This is a genomic window from Rhizobium beringeri (genome assembly GCF_004306515.1).
In the GTDB taxonomy this organism is placed as follows: domain Bacteria; phylum Pseudomonadota; class Alphaproteobacteria; order Rhizobiales; family Rhizobiaceae; genus Rhizobium; species Rhizobium beringeri.
The window spans coordinates 271,720-288,357 of record NZ_SILG01000004.1; the positions used below are offsets into that span (position 1 = coordinate 271,720).

The 16,638-nt window shown below is 61.0% G+C and carries 16 protein-coding genes and 1 pseudogene; 9 read left to right on the forward strand and 8 right to left on the reverse strand.

Features of this window, described 5'->3' with window-relative positions:
* Window positions 1–2 precede the first annotated feature (2 nt).
* The 6 genes from ELH03_RS30835 (at window position 3) to ELH03_RS30860 (ending at window position 5,380) form a co-directional block, all read left to right on the forward strand.
* A complete protein-coding gene (locus tag ELH03_RS30835; RefSeq protein ID WP_130660030.1) occupies window positions 3–1,082 on the forward strand; it encodes a phosphotriesterase family protein in 1,080 nt (359 codons plus the stop codon).
* A gap of 140 nt (window positions 1,083–1,222) precedes the next feature.
* On the forward strand, window positions 1,223–1,996 hold the full coding sequence (locus tag ELH03_RS30840) for a glutamine amidotransferase (RefSeq protein WP_130660029.1): 774 nt from the start codon (window positions 1,223–1,225) through the stop codon (window positions 1,994–1,996).
* A 35-nt stretch (window positions 1,997–2,031) separates the two neighbouring features.
* Window positions 2,032–2,874, forward strand: coding sequence for a BtpA/SgcQ family protein (locus ELH03_RS30845; protein ID WP_130660028.1), 843 nt, complete (start codon window positions 2,032–2,034; stop codon window positions 2,872–2,874).
* A gap of 2 nt (window positions 2,875–2,876) precedes the next feature.
* Window positions 2,877–3,524 (forward strand): TenA family protein, encoded by a 648-nt coding sequence (locus ELH03_RS30850; protein ID WP_130660027.1) that lies wholly within the window; start codon window positions 2,877–2,879, stop codon window positions 3,522–3,524.
* A gap of 23 nt (window positions 3,525–3,547) precedes the next feature.
* The gene (locus ELH03_RS30855; RefSeq protein WP_130767277.1) at window positions 3,548–4,441 is read left to right on the forward strand and encodes a ribokinase; all 894 of its coding nucleotides are present in this window, start codon (window positions 3,548–3,550) and stop codon (window positions 4,439–4,441) included.
* A gap of 105 nt (window positions 4,442–4,546) precedes the next feature.
* Window positions 4,547–5,380 carry an inositol monophosphatase family protein gene (locus ELH03_RS30860; RefSeq protein ID WP_130767278.1) on the forward strand — a complete coding sequence of 278 codons (834 nt, stop codon included), beginning with the start codon at window positions 4,547–4,549 and terminating at the stop codon, window positions 5,378–5,380.
* A 151-nt stretch (window positions 5,381–5,531) separates the two neighbouring features.
* On the opposite strand, the gene ELH03_RS30865 is transcribed toward ELH03_RS30860, so the two are convergent.
* The 6 genes and pseudogenes from ELH03_RS30865 to ELH03_RS30890 all read right to left on the reverse strand — a co-directional run bounded on the left by ELH03_RS30865 (window position 5,532) and on the right by ELH03_RS30890 (window position 12,100).
* A complete protein-coding gene (locus tag ELH03_RS30865) occupies window positions 5,532–6,005 on the reverse strand; it encodes a chemotaxis protein CheW (RefSeq protein ID WP_018069369.1) in 474 nt (157 codons plus the stop codon).
* Window positions 6,005–7,795 (reverse strand): methyl-accepting chemotaxis protein, encoded by a 1,791-nt coding sequence (locus ELH03_RS30870; RefSeq protein WP_130767279.1) that lies wholly within the window; start codon window positions 7,793–7,795, stop codon window positions 6,005–6,007. Before ELH03_RS30870 ends, ELH03_RS30865 begins: the two co-directional genes overlap by 1 nt.
* A 327-nt stretch (window positions 7,796–8,122) precedes the next feature.
* Complete coding sequence (locus tag ELH03_RS30875; RefSeq protein ID WP_130767280.1) at window positions 8,123–9,205, reverse strand: ABC transporter ATP-binding protein; 1,083 nt, start codon at window positions 9,203–9,205, stop codon at window positions 8,123–8,125.
* A 34-nt stretch (window positions 9,206–9,239) separates the two neighbouring features.
* On the reverse strand, window positions 9,240–10,067 hold the full coding sequence (locus ELH03_RS30880; protein ID WP_130767281.1) for an ABC transporter permease: 828 nt from the start codon (window positions 10,065–10,067) through the stop codon (window positions 9,240–9,242).
* Window positions 10,064–10,955 (reverse strand): annotated as a pseudogene (locus ELH03_RS30885) (ABC transporter permease). Before ELH03_RS30885 ends, ELH03_RS30880 begins: the two are co-directional and overlap by 4 nt.
* Window positions 10,955–12,100, reverse strand: coding sequence for an extracellular solute-binding protein (locus ELH03_RS30890; protein ID WP_130767283.1), 1,146 nt, complete (start codon window positions 12,098–12,100; stop codon window positions 10,955–10,957). Before ELH03_RS30890 ends, ELH03_RS30885 begins: the two are co-directional and overlap by 1 nt.
* Window positions 12,101–12,284: 184 nt before the next feature.
* Between ELH03_RS30890 and msrA the strand changes: the two genes are divergently transcribed.
* Complete coding sequence (gene msrA, locus ELH03_RS30895; RefSeq protein WP_130767284.1) at window positions 12,285–12,794, forward strand: peptide-methionine (S)-S-oxide reductase MsrA; 510 nt, start codon at window positions 12,285–12,287, stop codon at window positions 12,792–12,794.
* A gap of 6 nt (window positions 12,795–12,800) precedes the next feature.
* Here msrA and ELH03_RS30900 read toward each other — a convergent pair whose 3' ends face one another.
* Entirely contained in the window at window positions 12,801–13,673 is an 873-nt protein-coding gene (locus tag ELH03_RS30900; protein WP_130767285.1) for a LysR family transcriptional regulator, read from the reverse strand.
* Between the two features lie 93 nt (window positions 13,674–13,766).
* Here ELH03_RS30900 and ELH03_RS30905 point away from each other — a divergent pair, with 93 nt between their 5' ends.
* Window positions 13,767–14,552, forward strand: coding sequence for an SDR family oxidoreductase (locus ELH03_RS30905; RefSeq protein WP_130767286.1), 786 nt, complete (start codon window positions 13,767–13,769; stop codon window positions 14,550–14,552).
* 27 nt (window positions 14,553–14,579) lie between these two features.
* Entirely contained in the window at window positions 14,580–15,278 is a 699-nt protein-coding gene (locus ELH03_RS30910; RefSeq protein ID WP_130767287.1) for a ribonuclease activity regulator RraA, read from the forward strand.
* 61 nt (window positions 15,279–15,339) lie between these two features.
* Here ELH03_RS30910 and ELH03_RS30915 read toward each other — a convergent pair whose 3' ends face one another.
* The gene (locus ELH03_RS30915; protein ID WP_130767288.1) at window positions 15,340–16,629 is read right to left on the reverse strand and encodes an amidohydrolase family protein; all 1,290 of its coding nucleotides are present in this window, start codon (window positions 16,627–16,629) and stop codon (window positions 15,340–15,342) included.
* Window positions 16,630–16,638: the final 9 nt, after the last annotated feature.

Sequence of the window (16,638 nt, forward strand, 5' to 3'; positions counted from 1 at the left end):
CGATGAGCGAACAGACAGCAGAAAGCCTGTCCGAAGCGCATGTCCGATCCGGCAAGGTGATGACCGTCACCGGTCCGATTTCGGCGGATGCGCTCGGCGTGACGCTGATGCACGAGCATATCCTCAACGACTGCCGCTGCTGGTGGCACGCGCCGAAGACGCCGGAACGGCAATATCTCGCCGAAAGCTTCGTCTGCATGGAGATCCTCGGCGAACTGAGGCAGGATCCCTTCGTCAACAAGCACAATATCACGCTCGACGACGAACATCTGGCGGTGGCCGAACTCAAGGACTTCGCTACGGCGGGCGGGCGCACCGTGGTGGAACCGACTTGCAAGGGCATCGGCCGTGATCCGCTGGCGCTGCAGCGCATCTCGAAAGCATCCGGTCTCAACATCGTGATGGGCGCGGGTTATTACCTCGGCTCCTCGCATCCGGAAGGCGTCGCCGCGATGAGCGTCGATGACATTGCGCTGGAGATCGTCCGCGAGGCGAAGCAAGGCGTCGACGGCACCGGCGTCAGGATCGGCCTGATCGGCGAGATCGGTGTCTCCTCGGATTTCACCGCCGAGGAGGAGAAATCGCTGCGCGGTGCTGCCCGGGCGCAGGTGCTGACTGGACTTCCGCTGATGGTGCATCTGCCAGGCTGGTTCCGTCTCGGCCACCGCGTGCTCGACGTGGTCGCCGAAGAGGGAGCGGATCTCCGCCACGCCGTCCTTTGCCACATGAACCCCTCGCATGACGACATCGCCTATCAGAGCGAGCTGGCAGAGCGTGGCGCCTTCATCGAATACGACATGATCGGCATGGATTTCTTCTATGCCGACCAGCAGGTGCAGTGCCCGAGCGACGAGGAGGCGGCGTGCGCGATCGTGCGTCTTGTCGAGGCCGGTTATCTCGACCGGATTCTTCTGTCGCATGACGTGTTTCTGAAGATGATGCTGACGCATTACGGCGGCAACGGCTACGCCTATATCCTTCGCCACTTCCTTCCCCGTCTTCAGCGGCACGGCCTCGACAGGACGGTTCTTGACGAAATGATGCGCAGCAATCCGCGCCGCGTCTTTCATGCCGGAGGCTAAAGCGCGTCGCGTCAAACCGGAGTCATGCGACGCGCTTTAGGTCTTTGATTTATGCATGTCGTTGTTCCAAACCGCTGCACACTTTTGGGCGACATGCATTAGCTCCATCAGTTCAATCGATCACAGGTAAACGGAAGACCATGACAAAAAAAATCCTCCTTGTCGGCGAGAGCTGGGTCAGCTCCGCCACGCATTACAAAGGCTTCGACCAGTTCGGCAGCGTCACCTTCCATCTCGGCGCCGAACCGTTGGTGAAGGCCCTCGCGGGCAGCGCCTTCGAGCTCGCCTATATGCCGGCGCACGAGGCAGTGGAGAAATTCCCCTTCGATATGGCCGGGCTCGACGCCTATGACGCCATCATTCTCTCCGATATCGGCGCCAACTCGCTGCTGCTGCCGCCGGATGTGTGGCTGCATTCGCGCACGGTGCCGAACCGGCTGAAGCTTCTGAAGGCATGGGTGGAGAAGGGCGGCGGCCTGCTGATGGTCGGCGGCTACTTCTCCTTCCAGGGCATCGACGGCAAGGCGCGCTGGCGGCGCACCCCCGTCGAAGACACGCTGCCCGTCTCGTGCCTGCCTTATGATGACCGCGTCGAAATTCCCGAGGGAACCGTTGCCGAAGTGGTGAAGCCGGAGCATCCGACGATGCAGGGGCTTGAAGGCGCCTGGCCGGTGCTTCTCGGCGTCAACGAGGTCGAAGTGCGCGACCGTGCCGACGTCGAGATCGTCGCACGTCTGCCTGACGATCAGGGCGGCCATCCGCTGCTCGTCGTCGGCACGCATGGCATTGGGCGGACGGCGGCCTGGACGTCCGATATCGGCCCGCACTGGCTCTCGCCCGCTTTCTGCGAATGGGAGGGTTATGGCCGGCTCTGGAAGAACATCCTCGGCTGGCTCACCGAAAAGCAGGCGTGATTTCAGCGCGCGGCAGGAATTGGAAAGGGAATGACATGCAGGAAATTTCGGAAAGGCCGTCCAACGCCATCAGGGATATCTTCGGCAGGGACAAGGTTCTGATCGGCATGATCCATTGCCCGGCCTTTCCGGGCGCGCCGCGCTACCGGGGGGCTGCGATGGATGCGATCTACGACGCGTGTATGCGCGACGCCGAAGCCTGCGTGGAAGGCGGCCTGCATGGGCTGATCATCGAAAATCACGGCGATGTGCCGTTCTCGAAGCCCGAGGATATCGGCCCCGAGACGACCGGCTTCATGTCCGTCGTCACCGACCGGATCGCGCGCGCCGCCGGCATTCCGCTTGGTGTCAACGTGCTGGCCAACGCACCGATTCCAGCCTTCGCCATTGCCATGGCGGGTGGCGCCAAATTCATCCGCGTCAATCAATGGGCCAATGCCTATGTCGCCAATGAAGGCTTCATGGAGGGCAGGGCGGCCGAGGCGATGCGCTACCGCTCGCTGCTCCGGGCCGAGCACATCAAGGTCTTTGCCGACAGCCACGTCAAGCATGGCAGCCACGCCATCGTCGCCGACCGCTCGATCCAAGAACTGACGCGCGATCTCGCCTTCTTCGATGCCGACGGCGTCATCGCCACCGGCCAGCGAACCGGCAATGCGGCAACGATGGAAGAAATCGAGGAGATCGGTGCGGCGACACGCCTGCCGCTGCTCGTCGGCTCCGGCGTCAACAAGGATAATATCGTCGATATTCTCGCCCGCACCAACGGCGTCATCGTTGCGTCTTCGTTGAAGCACGGCGGCGTCTGGTGGAACCCGGTCGACATCGAGCGGGTGCGCGCCTTCCGGGCGGCGGCCGAACCGGGACTGGAGGGCTGAGCATGGCGGCAGAGAGCCTTTCGGCCCGCATCCTGCGCGAGAACGATGCTGTCTTCCGGACGATGTTGAGCCACCGCTTCGTCGAGGACGTCAAGAACGACAGGCTGAGCAAGGCGGCTTTCGAACGTTATCTCGTCTATGAAGGCGCCTTCGTCGACAGCGCCATCTCGATCTTCGCCTATGCAGCGGCGACCGCCAAGACGATGATGCAGAAGCGCTGGCTGATCGCGGTTCTCGATGCGCTCGCCAACGAGCAAATCGCCTATTTCGAGCGCACCTTCGCCAGCCGCGGCATCGACCCCTCGTCCTTCGACACCGGCATCGCCGAGGTCGAGGCCTTTCGCACCGGCATGCTGGAGATCGCCCGCCAAGGCGGTTTCCTCGACACGGTCGCGGCGATGTTTGCGGCCGAGTGGATGTATTGGACCTGGTCGAAGGCGGCGGCCAGTTGCCCGATCAGCGATCCGCTCTTGAAAGAATGGGTCGACCTGCATGTCGATCCGAACTTCGCCGCCCAGGCGCAATGGCTGAAGAATGAACTCGACATGGCAGGAGAAACGCTGGAAGAGGATGAAAAAGCGCGGCTCAGCGCGATCTTCGGCCGGGCGATGCAGCTCGAGGTCGATTTTCACGATGCGCCTTACCCTTAGCCTCACCTTGCGAAAGCGGATGCATGCGCGCCTACATAATCGGTAACGTCGCCATCGACGAAACCATCGCCGTTTCCGAACTTCCCGTCATCGGCGCCTCCATCCTGGGCAATGCCGGGGGCAGCGATCTCGGCGGCAAGGGCACGAACCAGGCGGTCGTCATGGCTCGCTGCGGCGTTCCGACAACGCTGGTGGCGCCCGTCGGCTGGGATGCGAGGGCCGATACGATACGCCGTTACCTCGCGGACGAGCCGCTTCGGAGCGAACTGATCGAAATGAAAGATGCATCGAGCGACGTCTCGATCATCTTCCGGCTGCCGGGCGGCGAAAATGCCATCGTCACGACGACGGAATCGGCGCAAAGCCTGTCCCTCTCCGATGTCAGGCGTATCCTGTCGACGGCCGGCTCCGGCGATCTGATGATGCTGCAGGGCAACCTCTCCGACCGGACGACGCGCGACATTCTCGAACATGCGAGAGCGATCGGCATGGTCACCGCCTTCAATCCCTCGCCGGTGCGCTCCTATTTCTCCGATCTCTGGGATCTGATCGACATCGCCTTCCTGAACAAGGGAGAGGCGCAGGCCCTGACGGGAACGACGGGCAGGGATGCTGCCGAATATCTCCTGAGCCGCGGCCTGCGTGAAATCGTCCTGACGCTGGGCGGCGACGGCGCGACGCTCGTGAACCGGCACGATAGCATCGAAGTGCCCGCCCAGGTCTGCGATGTTGTGGATACAACGGGCGCAGGCGATACCTTCATGGCCGCAGCACTTGCATCCTGCGCGCTGCGCGGGAAGCGGCTGGACAGGCTAGCCATCGAACACGCAGTTGCAGCCGCAGCCATCACCGTCTCAAGACATGGAACAAGAAAGGCATTTCCGACCATTTCCGAGCTTGAAGCGATCCTGAGATAGCCGCTCGGTGTGGCTTGCAGCTTCATAAAACCATCATCAGCCTCTGCGAAGGGATGGGCTCCTCGCGATTCACTCCGTCATATCAGCAGCATCCGGACTTTTCTCATGACAACTTCCCCGATTTTCGCGCGTCTTTCCCCGACCGCCTCGTCCCGCCTCGTCGTGCTTGCCGAAACGGTATTGAAGGCGGGCGAAACCGCCCGCGGCTCCCTGCGGCGACGAACGTCGGCAGAAATGCTCGCCAAGGCGCCGCGCGATTATCAGACCGAAATCGATGTTGCCGTCGAGCGGATCATCGTCGACGAGATGACGAAGGCCTTCCCGGACTATGCCATCCAGGGCGAGGAAGCCGTCGGCAACCGCACGGCGGGTCCGGAAACGCCAATCATCTACATCGACCCGATCGATGGCACGACCAATTACGCCTGGGGCATTCCGCATTTTGGCATGACGATCTCGATCGTCGAAGGCGGCAGGCTCGTCATGGGCGTCGTTTATGATGCCATGCAGGACGAGTTGTTCAGCGCCGAGATTGGCGGCGGCGCCTATCTGAACGGCGAGCGCATCCGCTGCGCCGATGTCGGCGACATCGAAAATGTGCTCGTTGGCGCCGGCCTGCCGATCCCGGGCCAACTCAAGGCGGTTTCCGAAGAGATCTATCTCGATGCGATCAAACGCCTGATGGCGAATACGGCAGGCGTGCGCCGCCTTGGCTCGGCGGCACTGTCGATCGCCTATGTCGCCTGCGGCCGGCTGGACGGGTTCTTCGAAGACGGGCTGTCTCTCCACGATTTCGGCGCCTCGGCACTGATGGTCGAAGAGGCGGGCGGCATCGTCACCCGTTTTTCCGGCGCTAAGGTTGTCGGAAAGAGCGATATCCTGGCCGCCAGCAAGGCGTTACATCCATGGCTGCTGGGAGGCTTCCAGATCAAGACATGAACCGTCGCATTCCGGTGCAATTATCCCGCTTCCGCACGAGCGGATGCCAGGCCGACAACTGTGTTGGCGCGGTGCTAGAGCATGATTTCTATGGGCGGATTTCGGACGACATCATGCTCTACTCTTTGATTTGAACGCCGAACCGGGACAACTAAGCGGCCAATGCTTTGTCGTCGTCAGCGAACATTCTGGTCAAGCTGAGAAAGTAAATCATCCCAGACTGGTGAGTGATAATTCCTTCACAGTATGAGCGGTCCGGCGAACTGACAATCTCTGGAGCCTGTTGCAGATCATCGGCGTTGATCGAAAGCATATCAGTGACCTGATCCACCATTAGGCCGATCGGTTTGCCGTGAACTTCCGCGACCACGATTGCACTGCGTTCGGTCGCTTCCGACGACGGCATCCCCAGCTTGCGACATAAGTCGATTGTGGGAATGACGACGCCTCGCAAGTTAATGATACCGACCATTTCCGGCGGCGCGTGCGGGATCGGCGTCGAAGCCGCCCATCCACGTATCTCTCGAATGGAGGTGGTCTCGATGCAGAAGCTCTGACCATTCAATTGGAATGCAATGATTTCAAGAGACGTACGTCCCTCGCGATTTTTGGATATCGACGCCATCAAAACTCCTCCCAGCTGTCGCCGCCTTTAAGCGCGCCATTCCCGTTGAATGCTCGGGCCACCTTCGCCGTCATCTGACGGGCTGGCGACGGCATAGCCCGCAAATGCCGGTCGGCTGCAACCGGGGCAGCACGAGATGCACCGCCACCTGTCCCGATGTTGAACTGACCGAGGAGATCGAAGAGCTGCTCTGCTTCCTTGGCAAGGCTATGCGCCGAGGCCGTCGTCTCCTCGACCATGGCGGCATTCTGCTGTGTGCCCTGGTCCATCGTGTTGACGGCGGTGTTGATTTCCTTGAGACCCGTTGCCTGCTCTTTGGAGGCTTCGACGATGGCGCCGACATTACCGTCGACTTGCACCACCTGGGTCACGATTTCCTGCAATGCCTTGCCGGTATTACCAACCAAGGCAACACCGCTTTTGACGTGTTCGTTCGAGGCATTGATCAGCTCTTTGATCTCCTTTGCCGCCTTTGCCGATCGCTGGGCGAGTTCGCGAACTTCCTGGGCAACAACGGCGAACCCCTTGCCAGCGTCGCCGGCTCGGGCCGCTTCGACGCCGGCATTGAGCGCCAGAAGATTAGTCTGGAAAGCGATCTCGTCGATCACGCCGATAATGTTGGCGATCTCGCCGGCGGACTTTTCGATCTTACCCATCGCATCCACGGCTTGACTGACAATGTTGCCAGAATTCTCCGCGTTCTCCTTGGTCTTGCGAACAAGCTGCCCTGCTTCCTGGGCGCGGGAACTGGAATCAGCGACGGTGGTTGTGATCTCCTCAAGCGCTGCGGCCGTCTCCTCGACGGAAGCAGCCTGCTGCTCGGTACGCTTGGAGAGATCGTTCGAGGCAGATTGTATTTGTTGCGATGCCGCAGCGATGGCGCCAGCGTTCTGCGAGATTGTCTGCAGTGTAACGCGAAGCTTCGATGAAGCGTCGTTAAAATCAGCGCGCAGCTTCTCCAAGGTGGGCAGGAAGGGCATGGCGATGGTCTGAGTCAGATCGCCATCTGATAAAGCCTTCAGCGCTCCCGCGAGTTGGTCGACATTTCCGACGCGCGTGGTGACATCGGTCGCAAATTTGACGACCTTGAACACTTTGCCGTTCATGTCAAAGATCGGATTGTACGATGCCTGGATATGGACCTTCTTGCCGCCCTTGCCGATACGCAAGAACTCATCCGCAACGAATTCTCCTGCGGCAAGCCTCGTCCAGAACCGACGATAATCTTCACTGTTGCTATAGCTTGGCTCACAGAACATGGAGTGATGTTTGCCCTGGATTTCCGTCAGCTCATAACCGAGTGTCGTCAGGAAATTGTCATTTGCGTTGACGATTTCGCCTTTCGGCGTGAACTCGATGACCGCCTGGGCGCGCGAAATGGCGTTCAGCTTACCGCCATCTTCGGCCGCCTTCAGCTTCTGCGCGGTGATATCCGTCGCGAATTTGACGACCTTATAGGGTTTGCCACCGCTAAAGACCGGGTTGTAGGAGGCTTCGATCCAGACCTCCGTGCCGTCCTTGCGAATGCGCTTATACTGCCGTTGATCGAACTCACCGCGCGCCAGTTTTGCCCAGAAGTCTTTGTAGTCGGAGCTGGCTGCTTCTGCCGGATCGACGAAGAGGCGATGATGTTGACCAACGATTTCAGAAAGCTGATAACCGAGCGCCCGGCAAAAGTTTTCATTCGCGAAGATGATTGAACCGTCAAGCTTGAACTCGATGATCGCCTGAGACTTGCTCATCGCTTCGAGAACGGCCTTTGCATCGGCGCCAGCGCCAAATCCCAACATTCATTCCTCCAACGTTTCACAATGGGCCGTTAACGCGTGCGGAAACCCATCAAATACCATTACTTTTGGTAGTGCTAATTCTTAAATAAAGACGTTTATAATATGTAAATGTACTAATGCACTCGTGTAAAATTCCTTCATTTCTGTTTGAATTTTTTCAGATAATCGAAATGGCGGTCGCTCCGCACAACCGCGGATACACAAAAAGACCATGGAAAACGCGGACTAAACTTTAACTTTAGTTCGAAACACCAGACCTGGCATCAGATCACACGGCGTGAGCTGGCGTAGTCAACAGCTTGAAGCGCCGTTCATGCCGAATGGCATCTATGTGTGCGACTTAATGCGGTCGCCGAGGTACTGCGGCATGATCTGCAACTCGGCGTGGACGAGCTCGTTGTCGCGGAAGACGAAAAAGCCGGCAAAGCTCGGCTCGACCCTCATCCCGGCCCGGATCCGATCATCCGGCGCCACCATCGCTTTCAGACGGGTGCCGTCGGCAAGATCGACATCGACCATCTTGTGGGTGCCGAAATCGACGGTGCGATGGACTGTCGCGGCATCGACCCGCTCCGAGGGGCGGATCGTCAGCGCTTCCGGGCGGGCGGCAAGCGTCACCGGCCCGTCCTCGACGGGAACGGCAAGCGTAAACAGCGGATGCTCGCAGACGCCGTTTCTGATGCGGCTCTGGACAAAATTCATCGAGCCGATGAAACCTGCGACGAAGGCAGTCTGCGGCTGCCGGTAGACGGTGCTCGGCGGCGCGATCTGTTCGGTGCCTCCGTCGCGCATGACGACGATGCGGTCGGCGAGCGCTAGGGCCTCGTCCTGGCCATGGGTGACGAAGAGCGTGGTGATGCCGAGGCGCTGCTGGATATCGCGCACCTCCTCCCTCAGCCTTTCGCGTAAGTGCTGGTCGAGGCTGGCGAATGGCTCGTCGAGCAAAAGGATCTTCGGCTCGAGCACCAACGAGCGGGCAAGGGCAACACGCTGCTGCTGGCCCCCGGACAGTTGGGTCGTCATCCGGCGGCCGTAATCGGCAAGACCGACAAGCGCCAGTGCATCCTCGACACGCTCACGGATTTCCGCTTTCGGGAGCCGGCGGAGCTTCAGGCCGAAGGCGATATTGTTGAAGACGTCCATATGCGTCCAGAGCGCATGGCTCTGGAAGACCATGCCGGTGGGGCGCCGCTCGGGCGGCAGCGTCGTCACATCCTTCGCATCGATGCGGATGGTTCCGCCGCTCGGGTGCTCGAAGCCGCCGATCATTCTGAGAAGCGTCGATTTGCCGGAACCGGATGGGCCGAGCAGGCATACGAGCTCGCCGTCGCCGACTTCGAGCGAGAAGTCGCGAACGGCAAAACTGGTCCCGAACAGCTTCGAAACGCCCTCGATCGAAAGATGTGCCATTCTCAAACCCTTCCCTGGACTGACACGTGGCGTTTCATGCGCCGAAGCCTCTCGCAAAGGCGCCGGTGCCGATCACCCGGCGTGCAAACATCAGCGCGATGAAGGACGGCACCCACAGCATGACTGACAGTACGGCGCCGTATTGCACGACGATCTGGTTGTTGATGAAGCTGATCATCAGCACCGGCATGGTGCGGATCTCAGGCGCGCCGATCAGCCAGGCGCCTTCGGTCTCATAGAAGGTGCCGACGAAGGTCAAAAGCAGCGCGGCTGATATCGTCGGTGCGGCCTGCGGCAGTGTGATCGACCAGAAGACGCGCAGCGGCGTTGCACCGGCGTCGCGTGCTGCCTCTTCCATGCGCCGGTCGACATTCTGGAAGGCTGCGACGGGGATCCAGATCATCAGCATCAGCGTGCCGACGAGCTGGATCAGCACGACGCCGCAGAAGGTGCTGATCAAGCCGAGCTGCAGGAAGATGCCGGCAATGGCGACGAGCAGGCCGAATTTCGGAAAGGCATGCGATGCCAGAAACGACAGGAACAGGATGTTCCTGCCGGGAAAGCGCATGCGCGCGAAAGCATACGCGGCGGGAAGGCAGATGACGGCGGAAAGAATGGTCACCGTCGTCGTCAGCCGCAGGCTGAGGAAGAGAGCGTCCCAGACATCCCCGCGCGCCAGCGTCTGGCCCCAGAAACGCAGGCCGAACTGCTGCGGGATCACCGACGGGTAACGCCAGACCTCGGTGAAGGCCCATGTGCCGACAACGATCAGCGGCAGCGCGATGAACAGCGTCAGCAGGCAGGCGAAGAGCAGGCCTATCCAGTCGAAGCGTGGGCCGAAGCTCGATCTGCCGGCACTCATGGCCGGGCCTCGCGGTTGCGGGCGATTGACCTGATGTAGAGGATACCGAAGATCAGGCAGAAGCCGAATGTGATGACGGCCTGGGTCATGGCGTTCAGCGGGTCGTTCATATCGGCGAAGGTGCGCTGCATGAACGGCCCCATCATCTCCGGCGACGCCGAGCCGAGCACATAGGGCAGGGTGAAGGCGGAGAAGATGCCAAGCACGGCAAAGGAAGCGGTCACCAGCAGCGAGTTCCCCATGCGCGGCAGGATGATCGAGACGAAGACCCGAAGCGGTCTTGCGCCGACATCGCGGGCGGCTTCAATCGCGCTGTTCGAAACGGAAGAAAGCCCTGCCGTCAGCATCAGCACCGTCAGGGGAAGATTGTCCCAGACGAGGCCGATGACCGGTCCCCACGGCGTCAGATAGGGCGTGCGCAGCTTGGGCAGGCCGACGGAATTCAGCAACAGGTCGACGGTGCCGTTCGGCCCGATCGTCCTGATCAGCGCATAAGCGAGGATGATCGACGGCACGAACATCGGAAAGATCGCAAGAGCCTGCACATAGGCGGCAAATCGCCCCTCCGAGAACCGAAGGTAAAGCGCGATCGGAAGGCCGATCGCCAGAAGCAGGATACCGCAGACGGCGGTGGTCCAGAGCGTCAGCTCACAGATTGCCGAGGCTGTAGCCGTCGGTGAAGAAGAAGCGGTAGGAGGCAAGCGAGAATTCCGTCGCTCCGTCAGGGCCTCGAACGAAGATTGTGCCGACGACCGCCGAAAAGATCGGAAAGACGACCAGCCATGCAACCAGGAAGACCGGCAGAGCAACGAGGAGGAGCCCGATCGAGCTCCCCCTGTTGATGGACCGGAGACGGCGCAGAACCGCCGGCGCAGTGTCAGTGGACATCAGGTGCGGCTGATACCAGGAGCAACGTTGCGGTACCAGCCGTCGGCGATCGCCTTTTCCCAATCGCCGCCCGGGAAGGTCGGAATGGTCGAGGGAATGACGTCGGCATATTTCTTGCGAAGATCGTCGGAGATGTGATCCCACGAGATGGCGGGGAAGCCGCCGATCTCGGTGATGATCGCTTCCTGCATTTCCTTCGTCAGCATGAATGCGGCAAGCTTCAGCGCCGCATCCTTGTTGGCGCCGTTGGAGAAGACGGTGATGCTGGAGAAACCGCCGCAAAGGGCGAGATCGGTAAGCTGCACGAGGCCGGTCGTATCAGGCAGCACACCCTGGGAGATCGCCTGTAGCACCTGGTCCGACCAGACCGGCACCATGGTGACGACGCCCTGGGCGAGCAACTGGATCGACTGGGTGTTGCCGGCCGTATAGGCGCCCTTGTCGTAGAGCGCAGGCGCGAGGTCGTTGAGGATCTTCCAGGCCGGCGTCAACGTCTCAGTGGCGAAGTCGGCGGTGAAATTGTCGATCTTGAACTTCTTCGGATCACGCCCATTGGCCTCATGGATCGCGCGGCGGACGAAGTTGCCGCCCGAACCGCCCTTGTCAGGACGGTTGTAGATGAACTGGCCCGGATTGGACTTGATCCAGGCGGTGAGCTGATCCCAGCTCTTCGGCGCATCCTTCGGATTGAGCTTGGTCGTGTCATAGGCGAGAAGGACCTGCGAACCGCGATAGGGAAGGGAGTAGGGAGTATCGAAGGCAAGCGGATTGATATGGTCATAGCCCTCGATGTTCTCGGCGGAGAACTTCACCCAGAGCCCGGCATCCACGCCGCCGGATGGCAGGCGCGGATCGAACTGCTCGAAAAGGTCGGCCTGCGGATCGGTCTTCGTCTTCAGCGCGGCGAGCGCACGGTCGGCGATGGCGCGCAGACCATTATTGTCGCCGGCGTCGGTCACCTTCAACGCGACGCCCGGATGCGCCTTTTCGAAGGCCGGGCGGATGACGTTGTTCCAGAGGTCGACGATATTGGCATCCGAACCGCTGTAGAGATCGATCGTGCCGGCCGCAGCCGATGCGAAACGCGGAAGAGCCAGCAGGCCAGCTGCAGCTGATGATGTGATCAGAAATTCGCGTCTATTCATAACCGTCTCCATCAGGTGTCGAGGCTCAGCCTCCGCAGGATTGTCTGAGGCCTTGCTAGCGCCGGCGCGTAACATCGACATGACAGATCGGGCGTATCTGGAGGAAATTGCACAGCTGTGCTCTTTGCACCGTGTGGAAATCGGCGGCAGGAGATACTATCTCTTGCGGAAAAGGAGATATCCAATGACCGAAGAACGTGCAGTCCTCGCCGGCGGTTGCTTCTGGGGCATGCAGGACCTGATCCGCCGATACAAGGGCGTGATTTCGACCCGCGTCGGCTATACCGGCGGCGATGTGCCGAATGCCACCTACCGCAACCACGGAACCCATGCCGAGGCGATCGAGATCATCTTCGATCCCTCAAGGATCAGCTATCGGGAAATCCTCGAATTCTTCTTCCAGATCCACGACCCGAGCACGCGCAACCGCCAGGGCAACGACGTTGGCTTGAGCTACCGCTCGGCAATCTTCTACGTCAGCCCTGAGCAGGAGCGCGTCGCCAAAGACACGATCGCCGATGTCGACGCATCAGGCCTGTGGCCCGGCAAGGTCGTCACCGAAGTTGTGCCGGTTAGCGATTTCTGGGAAGCCGAACCCGAGCACCAGGATTATCTGGAGTGGATTCCGAATGGCTATACCTGCCATTTCGTCCGACCCGGCTGGAAACTGCCGGTCCGCCAGAAGATCGCCTGAAATTGATCAGAGCCCCATCGCCGCACGGCTGGTTTCCAGAAGTGCGGCGACGAGATTTGCCCGTGGCGAGGATCGCGTCTTCACGATGCCGACCGTGCGCACAGCGGACGAGCGGGGCAGGGGCAGCTTGACGATATCTAATCCCGCCGGCCAGGGCGGCGCCCAATCCGGCACGATCGAGATTCCGAGACCGCGGTCTACCATCACTGCGATCGCCTCCAGCGCGTCGAGTTCATAACGCTCGACCGGATGGATGCCGATCTCGCGCAGATATTCATCGGCGATGTGACCACCCCACTGGTTGCGGTCGTAGCGGATGAAGGGAAGAGACTTCAACAGTTCAAACGGATCCGCCCCCTCACAGTGTCGCGGAGCGATCAGCACCAGGGGTTCCTGGCGTAGCTTGTTGAAAGTCAGCGTCTTCTGCATCGGAAATCGCGGCTCGATAATGAAGGCTGCGTCCAGCGCGCCGTTCAGAACCTCGGCATAGAGGTCCATCGACGCGCCCGGCTTGAGGAAGATCTCGATCAGCGGGTAATCCTGGGCGAGACGGTGGAGAACGCCGGGAACGATGCCGGTCAGTGCCGTATTGATCGCCCCGATCCGCATCTCGCCCGAAATCGTCGCGGTGCCGGCCATCGCCTTCAGGTCGCGCGTATCGCGCACCAGATCCCTACAGCGGTCGAGAATGGCAAAACCCGCCTCCGTCGGCCGCATGACGCGGCCGGAGCGCACCAGCAGCCGCACCCCGAGCTCGGTCTCCAATGCGCGGATGCGCTGGGCAACAGCCGCAGGCGTGAGGTTCAGCCGCTGCGCGGCCTCTGCCAGCGAGTGCCGCTCGGCAACGACGATGAAGGTTTCGAGAAAGCGTGTGTCCATCGATGGTTTTTCTATCTCTTGAACGAAGCAGAAGCCATATTTTATTTACGATCCATTGCTCCGAAAGATGGCCCGACCATATGAGGAGATGAAATGGATTTCGGCCTGAAGGACAAGACGGCCCTGGTGCTTGGCGCCGGCGGCGGACTGGGCAGCGCGATTGCCGTCAAGCTTGCGCGCGAAGGCGCCAGAATTGCCGCGGCGGATATCGATCTCGCCGTCGCTGAGAAGACCACGGCTGCGATCGAATCCGAAGGCGGCAAGGCGCTGGCGCTGCAATGGGACCTTTCCGATCTCGGTTCGATCGATGCGCATGTCGCTGCAATCGAGCGCCAGTTCGGACCGGTCGACATCCTCGTCAACAATACCGGCGGCCCACCGCCGACCACCGTCTCCGGCCAGGATCCGACGATCTGGAACCAGTATTTCCAGAGCATGGTCCTCTCCGTCATCGCCATTACCGATCGGGTGCTGCCTGAGATGCGGGCGCGCAAATGGGGGCGCATCGTCACCTCGACCTCGTCGGGCGTGGTCGCGCCGATCCCCAATCTCGGCATCTCGAATGCACTGCGCCTGTCATTGGTCGGCTGGTCGAAGACACTGGCGCGCGAGGTCGGGCGCGACGGCATCACCGTCAACATCGTCCTGCCGGGCCGGATCGCCACCGGCCGCATCACCTTCCTCGACGAGCAGAAGGCCAAACGCGAAAACCGCTCCGTCGATGACGTTGTCACTGAGAGCACCAGCAGCATTCCGCTCGGCCGCTATGGCCGACCGGAAGAATATGGCAATGTCGTCACCTTCCTGGCAAGCGAGCCTGCCTCCTATCTTACCGGATCGGTGATCCGCGTCGATGGCGGCATGATCCAGAGCATCTGACAGAAACCGAATTGGAACCGATACCCGATGCCCCTCAGCGTTGAAGCGATAGAAACCCTCAAGACCGTCTCGACGGCGACCCTGACGACCGTTCTTCTGAAGAAGGGCCTGCGGAACGTCTGGATCCGCGGCGCCGTTCCGCTGAAGCCCGGCCAGCCGCGCATCGTCGGCCCGGCCTTCACCCTGCGCTTCGTTCCGGCTCGCGAAGATCTGGCAACGCCGGCATCCTGGGCCTCGCCGAACTCGACGCGCGCCGCGATCGAGGCGATGCCGGAAGGCTGTGTCGCCGTCGTCGATGCGATGGGTGTTACCGATGCCGGCATCTTCGGCGATATCCTCTGCGCCCGCATGCAGAAGAGAGGCGTTGCCGCACTCGTCACCGACGGCGTCGTACGCGACCTTGCCGGCGTGCTCGATGCCAACCTGCCGGTCTGGTGCCGCGGCGTCGCAGCACCCCCTTCGGTCGCCGGCCTCACCTTCGTCGCCTGGCAGCAACCGATCGGCTGCGGTGGCGTTGCGGTCTTTCCTGATGACGTCATCGTCGTTGACCAGGACGGCGCAGTGCTGATCCCAGCCGATCTGCTCGACGTCGTGCTGGCGGAAGCGCCGGAACAGGAGCGCATGGAAGCCTGGATCATGACCAGGATCGATGAAGGCACGCCGTTGCCCGGCCTCTACCCAATGAACGCCGAAACCAAGGCGCTCTACGAAGCCTCGAAGAAATAGGCTCCAGGCTAAGACGGATGAAGGGGTCGCGGCTTCGCGGCCCTTTTGCTTTCATCGCATCTCAATAACGAGGTGCGTAATCCAGGCCGCCGTCGATCCGTGCCGGGCGCCCATCCAGGAAAAGCTCACCGATGCGCGGCGCCGATCGCGCAATGACCTTGCCGCGGCGGATTACCGCCAGCCGGTTCGGCTTCAGCCGCAGCGCCTCCAGCGTGTCGCTGGCCTGGAGGATGACGAGGTCGGCGCTGCATCCCTTTTCAAGGCCGTAACCTGCAATCCCCATCGTCTTCGCCGAATTGACGGTCAGCGCCTCAAAGATCTTCTTCTTGTCGTCGATGCCGGCCATCTGCGCGACATGGATTGCCATATGGCCGACCTCCAGCATGTCGCCCGACCCCATCGAATACCAGGGATCCATGACGCAATCGTGCCCGAAGGAAACATTGAGCCCGGCATCCATCAGCTCCCGCACGCGGGTCATGCCGCGGCGTTTCGGATAGGTGTCGTGCCGGCCCTGCAGCATAATGTTGATCAGCGGATTGGGGATGACGTTGATCTCGGCCTCCGCCATCAGCGGAATAAGCTTGGAGACATAATAATTGTCCATCGAATGCATCGAGGTCAGGTGCGAGCCGGCGACGCGCCCCTGCAAGCCGAAGCGGATGGTTTCCGCAGCCAGCGTTTCGATATGGCGCGAGAGCGGATCGTCGGTTTCGTCGCAATGGATATCGACCGGCAGGCCGCGATCGGCGGCGATGCGGCAGAGCGCTTCGACCGAAGCGGTCCCTTCGCCCATCGTCCGTTCGAAATGCGGAATGCCGCCGACGATATCGACGCCCATGTCGAGGGCTCGGTTGAGCGCGTCGATCGCGCCCGGCGAGCGGTAATAACCGTCCTGCGGGAAGGCGACCAGTTGGAGATCGATATAGGGCGCGACCTTCTCGCGCACCTCGATCATCGCCTCGACGGTCACCAGTCTGGGGTCACTGGTATCGACATGGCTGCGGATGAAGAGCAGGCCCTGCGTCACCGCCAGATCACAATAGCGCAGCGCACGATCGGCCAGTTCTTCCTTCGTCACGATCGGGCGTAACTCTCCCCAGAGCGCGATGCCCTCGAGCAGCGTGCCGGATACGTTCATGCGTGGCAGGCCGAGCGACAGGGTGGCGTCCATATGGAAATGCGGATCGACGAAGGGCGGGCTGACCAGCCGGTCGGTCGCGTCAATTTCTTCCCCCGCCTGCGCCTGGAGATTGTGCTCGACAGCGATGATCTTGCCGCCCTGGATGCCGATATCGATCCCCTTTCGGCCATCGGGGAGATTTGCATTTCTGACGATCAGATCGAACATCGGAGCCTC